The following is a 14,244-nucleotide window of genomic DNA, read 5'->3' as shown; positions in this document are numbered from 1 at the left end:
CGTCGGATTGGGCCGATGTCAAAGGAAGCGGTGCTTCGCCGGTACGATACCGTAAACCCTTCGCGAAAGACTGGCTTGCGCACGCGGGCCTGTGCGTTGAAGGATCGACATCCATAAGGCACGGGAGGCAGCGTCGCACCTCGTGCGCGTAGACACGGCGGACCCGCGGATCCGAAGTCCGGTCGCGGGCGAACCCTTCCTCAGGGGCGAAGACCATGGACGGCAAGGATCAGCGCATCGCGGAGCTCGAGGCCGCACTGGCCGACAAGACGCGGCAGTGGGAAGGCACGAAGAAGATCGCGGTCGAACAGGGATACCACAAAGCCGCGCGGGAACGGGCGGAGGCCGAGAACGCCCTTCTGCGCCGTGCACTCGCGGCGCTCGGCGGAGACCACGCCGTCGTTCAGGCCTTGCGCGGCGAGGAGGCCCGCGCGCAGGACGAGGCGATCGAAGGAACCGAGTCGATGGCGGCTGCAGCCGAGGACGGGTACGGCAGCTCCGATCGCTCGCCGGAGCGCGACCCCGCGGCGGACGCCGGCGAGCCGGCGATGCGGTTCGGATAGACCCCGTGCCGAAGATCGCGGACGAGGGGCGTGGGACGCCCCGGACCGTTCGCGAAGGACGAACTTGTCTGGCCGCCTTCGTGTAGCGAAGCATCGGTGCCCAACAGGAGTTTCGGATGCCGTCCTACGGATTCTCGCCCGCCCGGGCCCGGTCGCCCCGAACGTCCTGGGCCGCCGACTGCCTGCGCTGCGATCTCGCCCGACCTGCAGACGAGCTTCTCGTCCTTGCGGCGATCGTCTCGCACGCAGCGATCTTCGAGGCTTGGGTCGACGACGCTGTGCTGATGCTGCGGCCCCACCATTCCGAATGCGACTACCCCGAGGTGATCGAGAGGCTGGCGCGATGGCACGTCGACGCGGCCCGCACGGCTCTGCGAGAGGTGCTCGAAGCACCCGACGTCTTCGTCGCCGATCTGTTGGCCGCGCCGGATCGACCGCTTCCGATCGAGATCCGCGAGGTCGGCTTCTACGATTTCGCGGACGTCTATTCCAAAGGGGCCACGCAGCCCCGCAAGGCGCTTCCTGAGGCCTTCCTGGGCCAGGGCTGCCTCGTGCACCTGCGCAAGGAGGGCGAGCACGACCACCCGGTGACGTTCGCGATCTCCGACTGGTCCACGCCGACGGGGCTGGAGGAGGCCGTGTGCGGCCTGTTCGGCATGGTCTCCGGTGTATCGGCGACGCCGGGCCGCTGGCCGGTCCGGATGCTGGTCGACGGTCGCCGCCTGGACGAAAGGCGGGTCTTCAGCTTCGCGAACGCCGCACTCCGACTGGCACGGAGCGTACTGGCCGTCGGCAAGCGGCGGATCGAGGATCTGCCGGTCAAGGGGCAGCCGTCGATCTTCACGCCCGAGGACGACGACGCCCGCGACGTCCTGCTCGCCCAGGTCGTGGCAGGTGCCACGATCGATGCCATGATCGAATGCGACGGAGACGAATGGGCCTATAGCGTCGGAGGCGAACCGGTCGCACGCCATATCTTCGACCGCGTCGCCAAGGCGAGGTGGCTCGAGTGCACCGACCGCGGCGGGGGCGAGCGGACGAGCTTCAGGCTCTGGAAGTATGCCAAGCCGACACCGAGGAAGCTCGCGCCGCGTGATTATGCCGTCAGCTTCGACGCTTTCCAGTCCTGGTGTCGCTTCCGCCGTCACACCGACGACGGGAGCCGGGAATGCGCCCACCCCGCGAAGAACGACGAGAGCAGGTGCGACTGCCACGGATGCCCGCTGGCCAGCCCGGTCCACAAGGACGAGATCGATTGGTTCGCGGACGATCCCGTGTTCGCATGGTGTGACTCGTCCGAGATCGACGTGCAGGTCACGGCGGACGACGTCCGGACCGAGCGCTCGCAGGCGTGGCAGGCGGCCGGCAAGCGTCGGATCGAGGCCGTGGTGCATCTGGTCGCCGGCGCGTACGTCAACTACTCGGCCCCCTACCTCTGCGACTCCGCGACGACGAAGGCCGCGCGCGAGGCCGTCGGTGCGGGCTATCTCGAAGTGGTCGAGGAGACGCCGCTCGGGCCCGTCGTAGGCCTCGGGGCGATGCTGAAGTCGCGCTACGACGAGGCGTTGGCCGCGCGCGCGGCGAGGGGAGCCTGATCATGGGCGACGAGCATGTGTCCATCGCGGAGGTGCGCTGGGACGACGCCCCCCTTCGCGTGTTCGGGATCGCGATCTGGAGCACCGGCTTCTCCTGGCCGGCCTGCCGGATCGAGAGCCCGCTCCCATTCATCGAGGCCATCGTGCCGCGCTCGCCCGAGAACCGGATGATCCCTGCCGTCGTGTCGGAGGAGCGCATCCGCCGGTGGCGGCCGTTCCGCGACCTCGCGGAACGGGAGCACTGGCAGCGGCGCGTGGGCGACGCGGCCGACCTCATGTCGGAGGGGGCCCTGGCGCCGCCTTGAGCAATGTCCCCGACAGGCTGCGGGATGAGACGGCCGTGATCTCTCACTTGCAGAGCGAGCGGGCGGGATAAGTGCGGACTGTATCCCGAATGAAACGGCTCGGATGCACGGTACGTTCTAAGAACAGCGCCGATCCAAGGCCGCCAGAGCCGATGCCGTGAGCTTCGTACCCAGGTCACTATTCACGACGGATGCTCTGCCCGAGCGAGATCGGTTCGAAGCGTGGCGCGCCCTGTTCTCCGCCCACGACCTCGACGCCGACCCGCAGGACTTTTCGGGGAGCATCGAAACCACCCAGATGGGTCCGATGGCCCTGCGCATCATGAACGCCGCGCCGCAGGGGCCGGGCCGAACGAAGGCGCAGATCCGACGCGACGGCATGGACGGCTTCGTCCTGCACCTGAGCCAGCACGCCTACACCGTCGAGACCGAACGCGGCGTGCTCGACGTGCCGGCGGGTGCGGTCAGCCTCAACGACCTGTCGCAGCCCTATCGGCGCAGCCGCGTGGCGGAGACGGACTCGTTGATCGTCGCGCTTCCTCGTTCGGCCGTGGCCGCCCTGCTGCCGGACGAGGACGCGCTCCACGGATTGATACTGCGAGGCGGGGCGGGTCGGCTGTTCGCCGATCACATCCGGAGCCTTGCCGCGAACAGACATGTGATCCCGACGCTGGACGCGGCCCACCTCGCCCAGGCGACGTTCCATATGTTCGCGGCCTGCGCCCGCCCGAGCATGGAAGGAGCTGCGCGCGCCGGCGTGCCGCTCGACGCTGCGCGCCTCAGGATCGCAAAGCAGTTTCTCCGCTCCCAACTCGCGACGCCGCTTCGCATTGACGCGATGGCGAAGGCGCTCGGCATGTCCCGCACACAACTCTATCGCCTGTTCGAACCGGAGGGCGGGGTGGCGCACTACCTCGCGCGCCAGCGCCTCGCCGCCGCCAGGGCGGCTCTCGACGATCCGCTCGAGCGGCGGTCCATCGGCCAGATCGGAGAGACCTACGGCTTCGGCGACGGCACTCATCTCAGCCGTGCCTTTCGCAAGGCATATGGCTCCAGCCCGCGCGATTACAGGGCGTCCATCCTCAGGATCCGCCGGGGCGTGACGTAGTTCTCGTCGGTGGACGACCGATCCCGCCCTGAGTCCGGGATCCGGTGTGGCATCGTGCGATCTTCGACGGCCAGGTGCAGGGTCGCCACCGCCGGACCGCGTGGTCAGCCCTTCGGCACGGACGGAGCTGCCTCCTCCACGTCCGCCGCCATGCGAGCGATATCCCTGTCCAGGCAGTCGTTCAGCACCTTCACGGTCTGCGGCTCGCCGTTGGTCATCCAGCTGGAGAAGCCCGCCCTGACCCCCTCGCTCTGCGGAAGCCGCCGGAACTCGTCCCAGGCCGTTTCCCGGTAGTGATGCTTCGCCCAGTACGCCCGTTCGGCGTCGGCGTCGGCCATGTCGTGAGCGGGATCGGGCAGGAGGAACACGTCGACCGCCTCACGGAGCACGGGCTTGGTGCCGAAGCAGATGCGCTCGAACTCGACCTTCACGAGGTGGCGGGGCTCCTGGCGCACCCAGCCCGCGACGTCGTCCCAGCGCAGATCGAAACGGCCTGCCAGATCCTTGTCCGCGCCGGCGTTCCAGGCGGCCGGAACGTCGAGGCGGTCGAGGAGATCGTGGACGACCTCCGACGGAACGGTCGCATCCTTGGCCGCGAAGACGAAGGAGACGGCCATGCCGTCGTCGTCGATGACGTTGAGGACGAGCTGCGGCTTCCCGGCTTCGTCCAGGATGCCGAAGAAGGCAGCCATGTCCGGATAGTCCGACGTCGAGAAACCGGCGCCGCCGACCGCATCCAGATCGCGCGTCAGTTCGTCCGAGCCCAGCCGGTAGCGAACGAAGGCGTAGCCGTCGCGGTCGCCGACCTCGCGGGACTGGCGCTCGACGGTGAAGCGCTCGCCTGCCGTCTCCGATCGGGCCATGGCGATGAATTCCGCCATCGAGCGCCGGCGGGGCGCGAAATCGGCATAGTCGCCGACGAGTCCGTTGCGGTTCGTTGCGCGGGCGTGTTGGGTCATCGGAGTGCGGTCCAGTCCATCGACGCCCGACCATAGAACGTGTACGTGAAAAACGCCTTCCATTCCTATGCCGCCGGTCGCGACCGACATGCGGCAAGGTCTTGGAAACCCTCGACGAAGGCATCGCTTGGACGCGTCATGAAGGAATGGCATGCTCCTGCCATGTCTTTCGATCTCGATGCCGTCGCAGCGGCGGACACGACTGCGGACCTGATGCTGACGGGCACGCTGCGCAAGCTGCTGCGGAGAGGCTACGGCATCTCCGGCGTGGAGCAGGGGCGCTCCGCATCCGAACCCTTCGATGCCGGCCACGGCACTACGGGAGAACGGTCCACCCGCCGCTGGGAGATCCGGATCGCGGGAGCGCCCGGCCGGCCGGACTTCGCCGGCGTGCTCGCGGTCCGGGAGACCGGGATCGTCTACGGCGCCGACGATCCGGGTGGTCGTCCGAGCCGTCGATGGTACGAGCTCCTGCCCGATTGCGTCGAGACCGTGAAGGTCCTCAAGGCTCATGACGGATACTAGCAGGCTGCCCGGACGGTCCGACCCCGGCGTCGACGAGGCCGCCTCAAAGGTGCGGTTCGTCGCCCGCGAGACGCTGCCGCGGCACGATCGCGGCATCGACTGGGGCGAACGCCGACGCCTGATCGCCCGGAAGGGGGACGCGGTCCGCCTCTTCGTGGTGGAGGGCCATTGGCATGCGGCCTGCGGCGTACGGGGGTTCGGACGCGTCTACGCGCCGGCCGTCCTCGTCCTCTATCGCGCCCGGCATGAACGGTTCGCCGGCCACGCGAGCGATCAGATCGCCAAGGGCCGCATCTCCCGCGCGACCCTGGCCAGCCTCGCCACCTGCATCGATGCGGCGTTCGGTGTGACCGGTCTCGCGTCCCGACTGGATCCCGCCAGGACGGCGATCGTCGAGGAGCAGGCGCGCGCTTCGACCGGCGAGGCGTGAACGGAGTGCGCCAGCCCAAGGCCCTCAACGCTTCGCAGCTCGCCGCCCTCGAGGTCCTGGTCGAGTACTCGGACGGTTGGCGCCGGCAAGGCAGGACCGAGGAGCAGCGGCAGATCTACGCCGCCCTCTACTGGCATACGCTCCAGCCCTCCTATCACTGGCCCGGATGCGGGTGGCCCTTCAGTCCGGCGACGCTTCGGTCCCTGGTCGGGCGCGGGCTGGCCGAGTTCAAGCCTGGGCTCGAAGGCGCCTATTGGACCAGGGTGACGGACGCCGGGCGCCGCGCGCATGCCGATGCCACGTCGCCGAGCCTCACCACCGGGCCCGAAGCCGAACCTGGGACCGACCTTAACCTGACGCGAACCATGCCCGCAAAGTCGGGTGCAACTTAGGGGAACCGCTGCGCGACTTCGCTAAAATGCCCATCCAAAGCGGTACGAGCCATGCAGATCGATCTTCAAACCCTGTGGTACCTGACGGTCGGAACACTCGTGGTCTCGGCGGCGCTCCTGCTCTGGGAGCGGCAGGCCCATCCGGGCCGCGCCGGCGTCCTGGGGACCCTGATCGGAGGCCTCGTCGCGTTCGTCGCCGGCTGCTTGGTCGCGATGAACCGCAGCCATCTCCCGGTCGCGCTCGGCATGGGGGCGACCAACCTCCTCATGATGACCGGCTACCTGCTGGTCCTGAACGCGGCCGCCGGCCTGGACGGGAAGCGGCATGCGCGATCGTCCGTCTGCGCGCTCGGCGCCCTCGGTGTCGTCTGGGCGGTCGTCGGGAGTTCGTTTCCCGCAGCCCTCTGGAACCACGTCTCGGCCCTGCCGATAGCATTGGCCTGCGCCCTGACGGCTTGGACGCTCCTGCGCAGCCGCACCGTCCAGGGGCTGCGGTCACGGCCTGTCGCGGTGTCGGTGCTAGCCGCACATGCCCTTTTCTACCTTGGCCGCGCGTTCGTCGCGCCCGTCCTCGTCCAGCACTACGGGCCCGATGTGCTGCCCATGGTCGCCAAGGCCACGATGTTCGAGGCCGTCCTGTTCGCGGTGGCGATGCCGATGTCCTTCCTTGCGCTGATCCGGGAGGAGGACAGACGGCATCTCCTGCGCATGTCGCACACCGACCAGCTGACCGGCTTGGCGAACCGGCATGCCTTCTTCGAACAGGGCGCACGCGTCCTCGCTGCGCGACGCGGCGGCGAACCCATCGCGCTCCTCGCCTTCGACCTCGACCACTTCAAGGCGATCAACGACCGCCACGGCCATGCGGTAGGGGACGAGGTGCTGAGGCTCTTCGCAGAAGTGGCACGCGAGACGGCGGGCCCGAGCGCGCTTCTCGTCCGCTTGGGAGGCGAGGAATTCGCGGCGCTTCTGCCGGGCCTGGGACCCCGTCAGGCACGCCGGGTCGGTCTCGCCATCGCACGCAGGTTCACAGCTGCTGCGGCGCGCGAGGACGGTCCTGGGATCCATGCCACCGTCAGCATCGGCCTCGCCTCGCAGGAGGCGGGACCCCGGGGGCTTGCGGAGATGCTCGTCTCCGCCGACCGCGCGCTGTATCAGGCCAAGGCCCTCGGCCGAAACCGCCTCGAGAGCGCAGAACCGCAGGAGCTCCAGGCAGCCTAGGGCGGCAGTTCATGAGTTTAGATGCGGGGAAAGACTAGGCGATCGATCCTGACGCTCGCATTTCATGTGTTGGCATCATGACATTCGTCCTTCGACGGCATCAGGCATAAGACAGATATAAGGCCAATTTTCCGTAAAGCGGTACATTGGAAGACGGGCTATCCATGCCGATCTGAATTTACTTCTGCTCACTATATTCTGTCATGATCCGCCTGCATCTGATTGGCCCACCTGAATCATGATCCGATTTCCCGTCGCGCTGCTTGGAACGGCCATGGCTCTCGCGGCGTCCGGCGTCGAGGCCCAGTCCCCCGCGGACGTCTCGGCGGGGGACTGGGCGCGCGCCCAACTCGGTCAGTACCTGCGGCCGGGCCTGACGTGGTCGCTCTTCCAGCAGGCCATGCGCGACAGATTCCGCGAGATCGACCGCGACGGCGACGGCATCTCGCCGAAAGACTACGAGCGCAACCTGCAGGCTGCCGAGGCGCAACGCCGCGCGCAGATCATCCAGCAGCATCTTGCCAGGGATCTCGACAACGACGGCGCCGTGAGCCGCGACGAGCTCGTGGCATTCTTCCATCGCCAAGCAGATCAGCCGCTGCGCTCGGCGAGCGGATCCATCGAGCCGACGGCCGAGCAGCGCAAGGTTGTGCTCGACAAGCTCGTCGCCGATGCCCTCAAGGACGACCTCGACCACGACGGGACGATCAGCTTCGAGGAGATGCGCCGTGCCGCGGCGGTGCAGGTGGAGGGTCGGCGCGGCCCGGACGACGGGGGCCCTCGCGCACCCGCGAGCCTCGACGCGGACGGCGACGGCGTGATCAGTGCGGCGGAGTGGGACGCGGCGCTTCAATCGGCCTTCCGGAGTGCGGACGGCGATGGCGACGGGCAACTGTCGAAAGACGAGGTCGAGCGGGCCGCTCAGGCCATCGCCACGGCGCGGGACGCGGTTCTGCGGGCTGACAGCGCGCGACGACGCGCGGCCGAGGGACGGAAACGCGCCGCGGCCTGCCGGGTCCCCGTGGCGCCGGCAGGGGCGAGGCTCGTTGTGGTAGGCGCCTACGAAGGCGCGGCGCTCTCGACCGCGAGCATCGGAGGCGACGACCGCGAGGTCACCGTCTCCCGGCTGGTGATCGAGCCCGGTCCCGAACCGCTCCATCTCGTCCTGTCGAGCTACGACGCGAACGTCTGGCTCGTGACTGGAGCAGTGGAACGCGTCGCGCAGGTCTTTGCCTCCTCACAACAGGCAGGTGCGGAGAAACGGCCCCGCGTCGGCGTGGTAGGGGTGCCGCCGGAACGGGTCCGGTTCGCGGCGGAAGCTGCCTGTCTGCCCTACTTCTACCAGCCGCAGTCCCGCGAATGGACGACGGCGCTCACGACTATCGAGGCCCTCTTCGGACGCGCGCCCGACGCGGCCGTCGGCGCCTACAGCATCGCGACGATGGGCGTGCCGTCCGGTAGACCAGACGCGCAGGCCGCGCTGCCGGGCGCCGTCGCGCTGCCGGCCGGCGGGCCGGCCAGGGCGACGTGGGCGGAGATGCTTCGGTTCAACCCGGCGGGCCTCGTGTCGGTCGCCCCGGAGCAGGTCGCCGCGCCGCTGCCGGTGAAGCGCTACGGAGTCCTGCCTCAGGAGGCCGGGCTCGCCCAACTGATCGAGGAGGGCGCGCTCAAAGCCGTCGGCGTCGGCAGGCGATCGATGTTCGAAGCCGACAATCGGCCAGTCGTCGCGGCGACGGCGAGCGGGCTTCTGATTCTGCGCAGGGTCAGGCTGCCGGCCGGCCTGAACGGGGCGCACTCGGTGCGGTTCGTCCTGGGCCGCGGGGTGCCGATGCCGGAGGGCTCGCCTGGCCATTCCTGCATCGTCTCCGAGGAGACCGGGGAGCCGGTCGCGGCAGGCGCACGCTGCTGAGCGCCGGACCGAACTTGGGCCGTGCGCGTACCCGCTTCCCCCGCGCTCCTCGGCCGATTGCGAGACGCTGATAGGCCATGCCAACGCCGAGCAGGACTGGCGATCGACCGCTTGGTCTCTGCATCGGACGGATCGGCGGCCGCGACCTTGGCGGCGGCTGCGATACACAACACCATTCGAAGATGAAGCCGATGCGCCCAGTGTCCGCGACCACCACGACGACCGCCTACGGCGGCTCGTCCCGAGGTCGCGCGATCTGAGGATCCGCACGCTTCCAGGGGCCCCGCCGGACACGGACGGGGCCTTTCTCATTCCGAGCATCGCTTTCCGTCCGCGCCTCCGCCGGCAGCGAGGAGAAACGCGATGGACGACTACGATCACAGGGTTCTGGGACCGAGGCTCGGTCTCTTCCACATGCAGGAGGACGCTCCTGGACAGGTGTTCTGGCACCCGCGGGGGCACGCCCTCTACCGGGCGCTGGAGGACCTCGTGCGGAAGCGGATGCAGGCTCTCGGTTTCGAGGAGATACGCACACCTCAGCTGATGCCGCGCTCCCTATGGCAGCGTAGCGGGCACTGGGAGAAGTTCGGAGGGGCCATGTTCGCGGTCGCCGACGAGGATCGTCCGATGGCCCTGAAGCCGATGAGCTGCCCCTGCCACGTCCAGGTGTTCAATCAGGGCGTCCGGTCCTGGCGTTCGCTGCCGCTACGCTACGCCGAGTTCGGGGCCTGCCACAGGAACGAGGCGTCCGGCGCCATGCATGGCCTGATGCGAGCTCGTGCCTTCACCCAGGACGACGCCCACATCTTCTGCAGGCCGTCGGACGTACCTGCCGAGGTCGTGCGGTTCATTGGGCTGCTGCGCGACGTCTACGCCGAGTTGGGCTTCGACGAGATCGAGGTCGCCCTCTCCACACGCCCGGCGGAGCGGTTCGGCAGCGACGAGGATTGGGAGGCCGCCGAGGCGGCGCTCGACGAGGCGGCGCGGTCGTGCGGTTTCGAGCCGAAGGTGCAACCCGGCGAAGGAGCCTTCTACGGTCCGAAGCTCGAGTTCGCGTTGCGGGACCGGTTGGGCCGCTCGTGGCAGTGCGGAACCGTACAGCTCGACTACGTGCTGCCGGGCAGGCTCGGCGCCACCTACATCGCCGCGGACGGCGGCCGTGCGGTTCCGGTGATGATCCACCACGCCGTCCTCGGCAGCATGGAGCGGATGATCGCGGTCCTCCTCGAGCACCACGCCGGCAGACTGCCGATCCCGTTGGCTCCCGAGCAGGTCGCGATCCTTCCGCTGTCGGACGAGCAGAGCGCCTATGCCCACGACCTCGCTTCCATGCTGCGTTCCGTGGGATGGCGCGCGCGGCTCTTCCCGCCGAACGGGACTCTCGCGCGCCGCATCGTGGAGGCGCGAGAGCTACGCATCCCCGTCCTGGCAGTCGTCGGCAGACGGGAGACGAAGGACGGTAGCGTCGCGCTCCGCATCGGGGATGGGGCTCAGATGGTGATCGCCGCCCACGAACTCGCATCGCGGATCGCGGCCGCAGCGTCGGCCGATGTCGGCGGCATGTCGGTCAGGGAGGTCGCCTAGACCGACCGCGCCTCGCCCGCCGGCGCTGCCGGAACCGCCCCGTGTCGCAACGAGGCGGTTCCGGCTTCAGCCGGCCGTGACCTTGACGTAGCGGGAATGGATCCACCCCGCCTTGCAGGGTCCGGTGTAGGGCATCCGCGTCGGCCAAGGCGTGCCGGTGTTGCAGTCCATCGAGCGCGGGCCGTAGACCACGCCCAGCCATGGGCCCTTCTCGTCACAAATGGCGACCTCGTTGCCATTGAACAGCCGATCGAGCTCGGCATAGGGCTTCCCGCCCGGGCCGCTGCGCACGGACAGGAAGCCGTCGCCCTGCGGGTCCAGGCCGACGACATGGCCAGCACCCAAGCAGGCATCGAACTTCTCGCTGCCGCCGATCACGATGGGGACGTCGATCTTCCTGCTTCCGCCCGCCGTCCAGGCCGTCGGCGGACGCGAAGGAGCGGGAGCCTCGGACCTGGGACGGGTGCCGGGACGCCATGCGCAGACCCGCGCGTCGGCGTTCACCCAACAGCCGCCCTGCCGGACGACGGTGCCGAGCCGGTCGTGCGCGTGGCTCTCGGCATCGACGCCGTTCCAGAATGCCTGGGCGCCGCCGGAGTCGGAATCGATGTCCAGGGTCGCGAAGTAGGGGTGCCGACCACGCCCGGACGCCTGGAAACCGCCGCCCGGATAGAGCGTGATGCTGCAGGGACCGTCCAGATAGGCCCGGCCTCCGACGGAGATCAGACACTCGCCCGACACCCTCTCGTCTGCCCGGGCCAGTGTCGGCCCGAGTAAGACCGCGCCGGCGATCGCCAGCATTGCAAGACCACGCATCCATGCCTCCGAGAACCGAGGTCGCCACGATGCCACCGTCGGGCATCGGACACGAGAGGCTCGCGGATAAAGGAGTGCGATTTGGTTTCCCGTTCCTTGTGCAGTAGGAAGGCGCCGGTCCCGTAGCTCAGCGGGAGAGCAGCGTCATGACATGGCGACGGTCGCAGGTTCAATCCCTGCCGGGACCACCAGAACGAACGACGTTCGAGGTCAAGCCTCGCTCGATGTACGAAGCAATACTCGCGACCGGCGGACCCATGACGCAGAGGCGCGGTCAATCCGGGTTCGAGTTCGGGCTTCAATCGGCTCCGTCCCGCCGCAGGTCTCGGTCCGCGACGGAACGTGACGCGGGATCAACCCTTCAGGCAGGTGCTCATGAATGAGCGGCGGTCCGCGCCCTTGAGCCCTTTCGCCGACGCGTCCTTGTTGCACGAGCCCATCTTCGCCTGCTGAGGCGTCAGAGCCTTCGGTGGCTTGCCCGACAGACAGTCCGACATGAAGTTCTTCCGGGCGCTGCCGCTGAGGTTCTTCGAACCCGCATCGGCGTTGCAGCTGGTCATCCGGTCGCGCTGTGCGGCCTGCGCGGCGCTGGGCTCCTTCGCCGGCGTGGCGGCCGGCGTCTGGGCGAGCGCGGGCGCGGCCAGAGCGACGGCGATCAGTGTTGCTGCGATCCTTTTCATGGAGTTCCTCCTTCGACCTGTTCGGTATGGGCCTCGTCCGACCATGGACAAGGAGGTTCTGGCGACCTTCAACAAACGAAATTGCGACCAACCGACGGGAAGGAAGCCGATCCACTGAATTCAGGGGTCGAGGGGCTGCGCAGGAAAACTTCGGCGCAACCACGGTTTCGATAAATTTGATCGAACGATTTGAACCGGGCCTACATGTGTCCCCGCCAGCATGTCGAAGGGAGACTTCGCATGCGCAAGATGATGATTTCGATGACCGTCGCGGTCGGGATCGTGGCGGCACCCGCCGTCGCCCACGCCACGGACGTGTTCAAGCCGCTGAAGCAGACGGGGGCGGTCCTGGGAGCACTCGCGCTGTCCGGCATCGCGCTGCAGTGCGCCGCGAACAAGGAGTGCAAGGAAGGCGTCCGCCGCTCGATCGTCGGCACCGGCGCCGCCGTGCTCGGGCTCCACAAGCAGATGCAGCACGAGGCGAACGAGAACGAGCGGGACGACCGGCGCCGGCGCGATGCCGAGGCGTTCGGCCACCCGGCCCCGCAGTCTGAGCCGCCGCCGCCGCTCCCCGCCGCACCTCAGGCCGCTCCCGCCCGCTGAGATCCCGGACGCGGCTGCCGATCGCCTACGACCGCCGCAACGCTGCGGCTGTTCCTTCCGTGCCCATGGCGACGCGCAACCCGTTCCGCTACCGTCCGGCACGGACCGGAGATCAGCTTGAACCCTACGCACCGTCCCTTCGTCGCCACCGCCCTGTTCTCCGGGCTGATGTCCATCGCGACCGTCGCGGGCGCGGCCGCGAGGGGCGACGACGCCTTCGCGAGGGTCGGGGGCGTGCTGCTCTGCCAAGCCGCCGTACTGCTCGCCTGCGGCTTCGGCGCGAGGCGTGGAGCCGCCCTCGGCACGCAGTTCCGCATCGCAGCCGCCTGCCTTCCCTCGTACGCGGCCGCCGCGCTCGCCGCCGGATCGGCCCTGGATCGCGGCCTGTCGGCCGGATACGCGACGGATCTGCTCGTGCTCTCCGCCATCCTGGCCTTTCAGGGCCGCGCGTTCACGGCGCACATCTGGTCCTCCACGCAGCCGGCTCTCGCGCCCGCGCTGCGATCCCGGATCGTCGTCCGCCTTCGCGGCGACGCGCTCCCTCCGGCCGAATGAGCCGCACCCGCGGCCGGCAGGACGCCGCTGGTAGCGTTTCGTCAACGATGGTCGAAGGACACGCTCGCCTGCAGCTCGCGACGAAGGCATGATCCGCCTCCGATTCCGGCCAGCAGGACAGACCATGGACGCCGCAGCTCCCGTCCACTCCTTCGCGCAGCGTTGGCGCGACCGTCGCGAGTACCGCCGTCCGGCGGCCGAGCGGATCGATCCTTCCGAGTTCGGGGTCGAGATCCTGCGCGACCGCGACGCGAAGGCCTTCGTGACCGGTCACCACTACTCCGGATCCTACCCCGCCGCGCGGCTGGCCGTCGGCCTGATGCGAAGGAACGGCGTCGGTGCATCCAGGCTCGTGGGGGTCTGCGTCTTCGGCGTGCCGATGAACGAGCGCTCCGTGCCCCGCTACATCGGCGTCGAGCCGAACAACGGAGTCGAGCTCAGCCGGCTGGTCCTGCTCGACGAGGTCCTGGCCGACGGCGAGAGCTGGTTCGTGGCGCGCGCCCTCTCGGCCCTGCGGGCGGAGAAGCCGGAGATCGCCGGCGTCGTGAGCTATGCCGACCCCACCGAGCGGCGGGACGCGCGCGGCAACGTGTTCAAGGCGGGGCACATCGGGACCATCTATCAGGCTCTCAACTTTGGCTACTTCGGCAAGGGCTCGCCGAGGACGCTGCTGCTGTCGAAGGACGGCCGCGTGGTCTCCCAGCGCGCCTTGTCGAAGATCCGCAACGAGGAGCGGGGTGCCGATCACGCCGCCCGGCAGCTCGTCGAGATGGGTGCGCCCGAGCGCGGCCACGGCGAGGATCCCCGGTCCTGGGTCGGGCGCGCGCTCGCCTCGGGGGCGTTCGATCGGCTCAAGCACCCCGGCAACCACGTCTACCTGCTCGGCCTGGATCGCCGCAGTCGGCGGCACGTCGGATCGATCACGCGGACCGGACGCGAGGGCTACCCGAAGGAGTGGAAGCTCGCGGCCTGATGCCGGCCGCAAGGGCGCGCAGCCCG

General features: G+C 68.9%; 16 protein-coding genes and 1 tRNA gene. 14 read left to right on the top strand and 3 right to left on the bottom strand.

Annotated features, from left to right (window positions below; genetic code table 11):
* Nucleotides 1-215 precede the first annotated feature (215 nt).
* The 4 genes from PQI07_RS29580 to PQI07_RS29565 all read left to right on the top strand — a co-directional run bounded on the left by PQI07_RS29580 (nucleotide 216) and on the right by PQI07_RS29565 (nucleotide 3,571).
* Nucleotides 216-563, top strand: coding sequence for a hypothetical protein (locus PQI07_RS29580; protein WP_274928470.1), 348 nt, complete (start codon nucleotides 216-218; stop codon nucleotides 561-563).
* Between the two features lie 116 nt (nucleotides 564-679).
* On the top strand, nucleotides 680-2,158 hold the full coding sequence (locus tag PQI07_RS29575; protein ID WP_274928469.1) for a hypothetical protein: 1,479 nt from the start codon (nucleotides 680-682) through the stop codon (nucleotides 2,156-2,158).
* A gap of 2 nt (nucleotides 2,159-2,160) precedes the next feature.
* Nucleotides 2,161-2,463, top strand: coding sequence for a hypothetical protein (locus PQI07_RS29570; protein WP_274928468.1), 303 nt, complete (start codon nucleotides 2,161-2,163; stop codon nucleotides 2,461-2,463).
* A 157-nt stretch (nucleotides 2,464-2,620) separates the two neighbouring features.
* Nucleotides 2,621-3,571, top strand: coding sequence for a helix-turn-helix domain-containing protein (locus tag PQI07_RS29565; protein ID WP_274928467.1), 951 nt, complete (start codon nucleotides 2,621-2,623; stop codon nucleotides 3,569-3,571).
* 104 nt (nucleotides 3,572-3,675) lie between these two features.
* On the opposite strand, the gene PQI07_RS29560 is transcribed toward PQI07_RS29565, so the two are convergent.
* Nucleotides 3,676-4,530, bottom strand: a complete 855-nt coding sequence (locus PQI07_RS29560) for a hypothetical protein (RefSeq protein ID WP_274928466.1) — start codon at nucleotides 4,528-4,530, stop codon at nucleotides 3,676-3,678.
* A 162-nt stretch (nucleotides 4,531-4,692) separates the two neighbouring features.
* On the opposite strand from PQI07_RS29560, the gene PQI07_RS29555 reads away from it, so the two are divergent.
* The 6 genes from PQI07_RS29555 to thrS all read left to right on the top strand — a co-directional run bounded on the left by PQI07_RS29555 (nucleotide 4,693) and on the right by thrS (nucleotide 10,591).
* Nucleotides 4,693-5,055 carry a hypothetical protein gene (locus PQI07_RS29555; protein ID WP_274928465.1) on the top strand — a complete coding sequence of 121 codons (363 nt, stop codon included), beginning with the start codon at nucleotides 4,693-4,695 and terminating at the stop codon, nucleotides 5,053-5,055.
* Nucleotides 5,042-5,485 (top strand): hypothetical protein, encoded by a 444-nt coding sequence (locus tag PQI07_RS29550; RefSeq protein WP_274928464.1) that lies wholly within the window; start codon nucleotides 5,042-5,044, stop codon nucleotides 5,483-5,485. The genes PQI07_RS29555 and PQI07_RS29550 overlap by 14 nt, the downstream gene beginning before the upstream one ends.
* A gap of 5 nt (nucleotides 5,486-5,490) precedes the next feature.
* Complete coding sequence (locus tag PQI07_RS29545) at nucleotides 5,491-5,877, top strand: hypothetical protein (protein WP_274928463.1); 387 nt, start codon at nucleotides 5,491-5,493, stop codon at nucleotides 5,875-5,877.
* 51 nt (nucleotides 5,878-5,928) lie between these two features.
* Nucleotides 5,929-7,098, top strand: a complete 1,170-nt coding sequence (locus tag PQI07_RS29540) for a GGDEF domain-containing protein (RefSeq protein ID WP_274928462.1) — start codon at nucleotides 5,929-5,931, stop codon at nucleotides 7,096-7,098.
* A gap of 274 nt (nucleotides 7,099-7,372) precedes the next feature.
* Nucleotides 7,373-9,007 (top strand): CREC-EF hand family protein, encoded by a 1,635-nt coding sequence (locus PQI07_RS29535; RefSeq protein ID WP_274928461.1) that lies wholly within the window; start codon nucleotides 7,373-7,375, stop codon nucleotides 9,005-9,007.
* A 363-nt stretch (nucleotides 9,008-9,370) separates the two neighbouring features.
* Nucleotides 9,371-10,591 (top strand): threonine--tRNA ligase, encoded by a 1,221-nt coding sequence (thrS, locus tag PQI07_RS29530; protein ID WP_274928460.1) that lies wholly within the window; start codon nucleotides 9,371-9,373, stop codon nucleotides 10,589-10,591.
* 66 nt (nucleotides 10,592-10,657) lie between these two features.
* Here thrS and PQI07_RS29525 read toward each other — a convergent pair whose 3' ends face one another.
* A complete protein-coding gene (locus PQI07_RS29525) occupies nucleotides 10,658-11,407 on the bottom strand; it encodes a hypothetical protein (RefSeq protein WP_274928459.1) in 750 nt (249 codons plus the stop codon).
* A 116-nt stretch (nucleotides 11,408-11,523) separates the two neighbouring features.
* Between PQI07_RS29525 and PQI07_RS29520 the strand changes: the two genes are divergently transcribed.
* Nucleotides 11,524-11,598 (top strand) — tRNA-Val (locus PQI07_RS29520).
* A gap of 162 nt (nucleotides 11,599-11,760) precedes the next feature.
* On the opposite strand, the gene PQI07_RS29515 is transcribed toward PQI07_RS29520, so the two are convergent.
* Nucleotides 11,761-12,087 carry a PsiF family protein gene (locus PQI07_RS29515; RefSeq protein WP_274928458.1) on the bottom strand — a complete coding sequence of 109 codons (327 nt, stop codon included), beginning with the start codon at nucleotides 12,085-12,087 and terminating at the stop codon, nucleotides 11,761-11,763.
* Nucleotides 12,088-12,327: 240 nt separating this feature from the next.
* Here PQI07_RS29515 and PQI07_RS29510 point away from each other — a divergent pair, with 240 nt between their 5' ends.
* From PQI07_RS29510 to PQI07_RS29500, 3 genes are all read left to right on the top strand, one after another.
* Nucleotides 12,328-12,690 (top strand): hypothetical protein, encoded by a 363-nt coding sequence (locus PQI07_RS29510; RefSeq protein WP_274928457.1) that lies wholly within the window; start codon nucleotides 12,328-12,330, stop codon nucleotides 12,688-12,690.
* A gap of 117 nt (nucleotides 12,691-12,807) precedes the next feature.
* Complete coding sequence (locus PQI07_RS29505; protein WP_274928456.1) at nucleotides 12,808-13,245, top strand: hypothetical protein; 438 nt, start codon at nucleotides 12,808-12,810, stop codon at nucleotides 13,243-13,245.
* A 124-nt stretch (nucleotides 13,246-13,369) separates the two neighbouring features.
* Nucleotides 13,370-14,218, top strand: a complete 849-nt coding sequence (locus PQI07_RS29500) for a Mom family adenine methylcarbamoylation protein (RefSeq protein ID WP_274928455.1) — start codon at nucleotides 13,370-13,372, stop codon at nucleotides 14,216-14,218.
* Nucleotides 14,219-14,244 lie beyond the last annotated feature (26 nt).

The organism is Methylobacterium sp. 092160098-2 (assembly GCF_028920805.1).
Lineage (GTDB): Bacteria > Pseudomonadota > Alphaproteobacteria > Rhizobiales > Beijerinckiaceae > Methylobacterium > Methylobacterium fujisawaense.
Note: the sequence above shows the minus strand (reverse complement) of the source record. Positions and strands in the feature narration are given on the sequence as shown.

Coding starts and splice junctions, on each gene's coding strand:
- PQI07_RS29580 (WP_274928470.1), top strand. CDS start 216: ATGGACGGCAAGGATCAGCGCATCGCGGAGCTCGAGGCCGCACTGGCC.
- PQI07_RS29575 (WP_274928469.1), top strand. CDS start 680: ATGCCGTCCTACGGATTCTCGCCCGCCCGGGCCCGGTCGCCCCGAACG.
- PQI07_RS29570 (WP_274928468.1), top strand. CDS start 2,161: ATGGGCGACGAGCATGTGTCCATCGCGGAGGTGCGCTGGGACGACGCC.
- PQI07_RS29560 (WP_274928466.1), bottom strand. CDS start 4,530: ATGACCCAACACGCCCGCGCAACGAACCGCAACGGACTCGTCGGCGAC.
- PQI07_RS29555 (WP_274928465.1), top strand. CDS start 4,693: ATGTCTTTCGATCTCGATGCCGTCGCAGCGGCGGACACGACTGCGGAC.
- PQI07_RS29550 (WP_274928464.1), top strand. CDS start 5,042: ATGACGGATACTAGCAGGCTGCCCGGACGGTCCGACCCCGGCGTCGAC.
- PQI07_RS29540 (WP_274928462.1), top strand. CDS start 5,929: ATGCAGATCGATCTTCAAACCCTGTGGTACCTGACGGTCGGAACACTC.
- PQI07_RS29535 (WP_274928461.1), top strand. CDS start 7,373: ATGGCTCTCGCGGCGTCCGGCGTCGAGGCCCAGTCCCCCGCGGACGTC.
- thrS (WP_274928460.1), top strand. CDS start 9,371: ATGGACGACTACGATCACAGGGTTCTGGGACCGAGGCTCGGTCTCTTC.
- PQI07_RS29525 (WP_274928459.1), bottom strand. CDS start 11,407: ATGCGTGGTCTTGCAATGCTGGCGATCGCCGGCGCGGTCTTACTCGGG.
- PQI07_RS29515 (WP_274928458.1), bottom strand. CDS start 12,087: ATGAAAAGGATCGCAGCAACACTGATCGCCGTCGCTCTGGCCGCGCCC.
- PQI07_RS29510 (WP_274928457.1), top strand. CDS start 12,328: ATGCGCAAGATGATGATTTCGATGACCGTCGCGGTCGGGATCGTGGCG.
- PQI07_RS29500 (WP_274928455.1), top strand. CDS start 13,370: ATGGACGCCGCAGCTCCCGTCCACTCCTTCGCGCAGCGTTGGCGCGAC.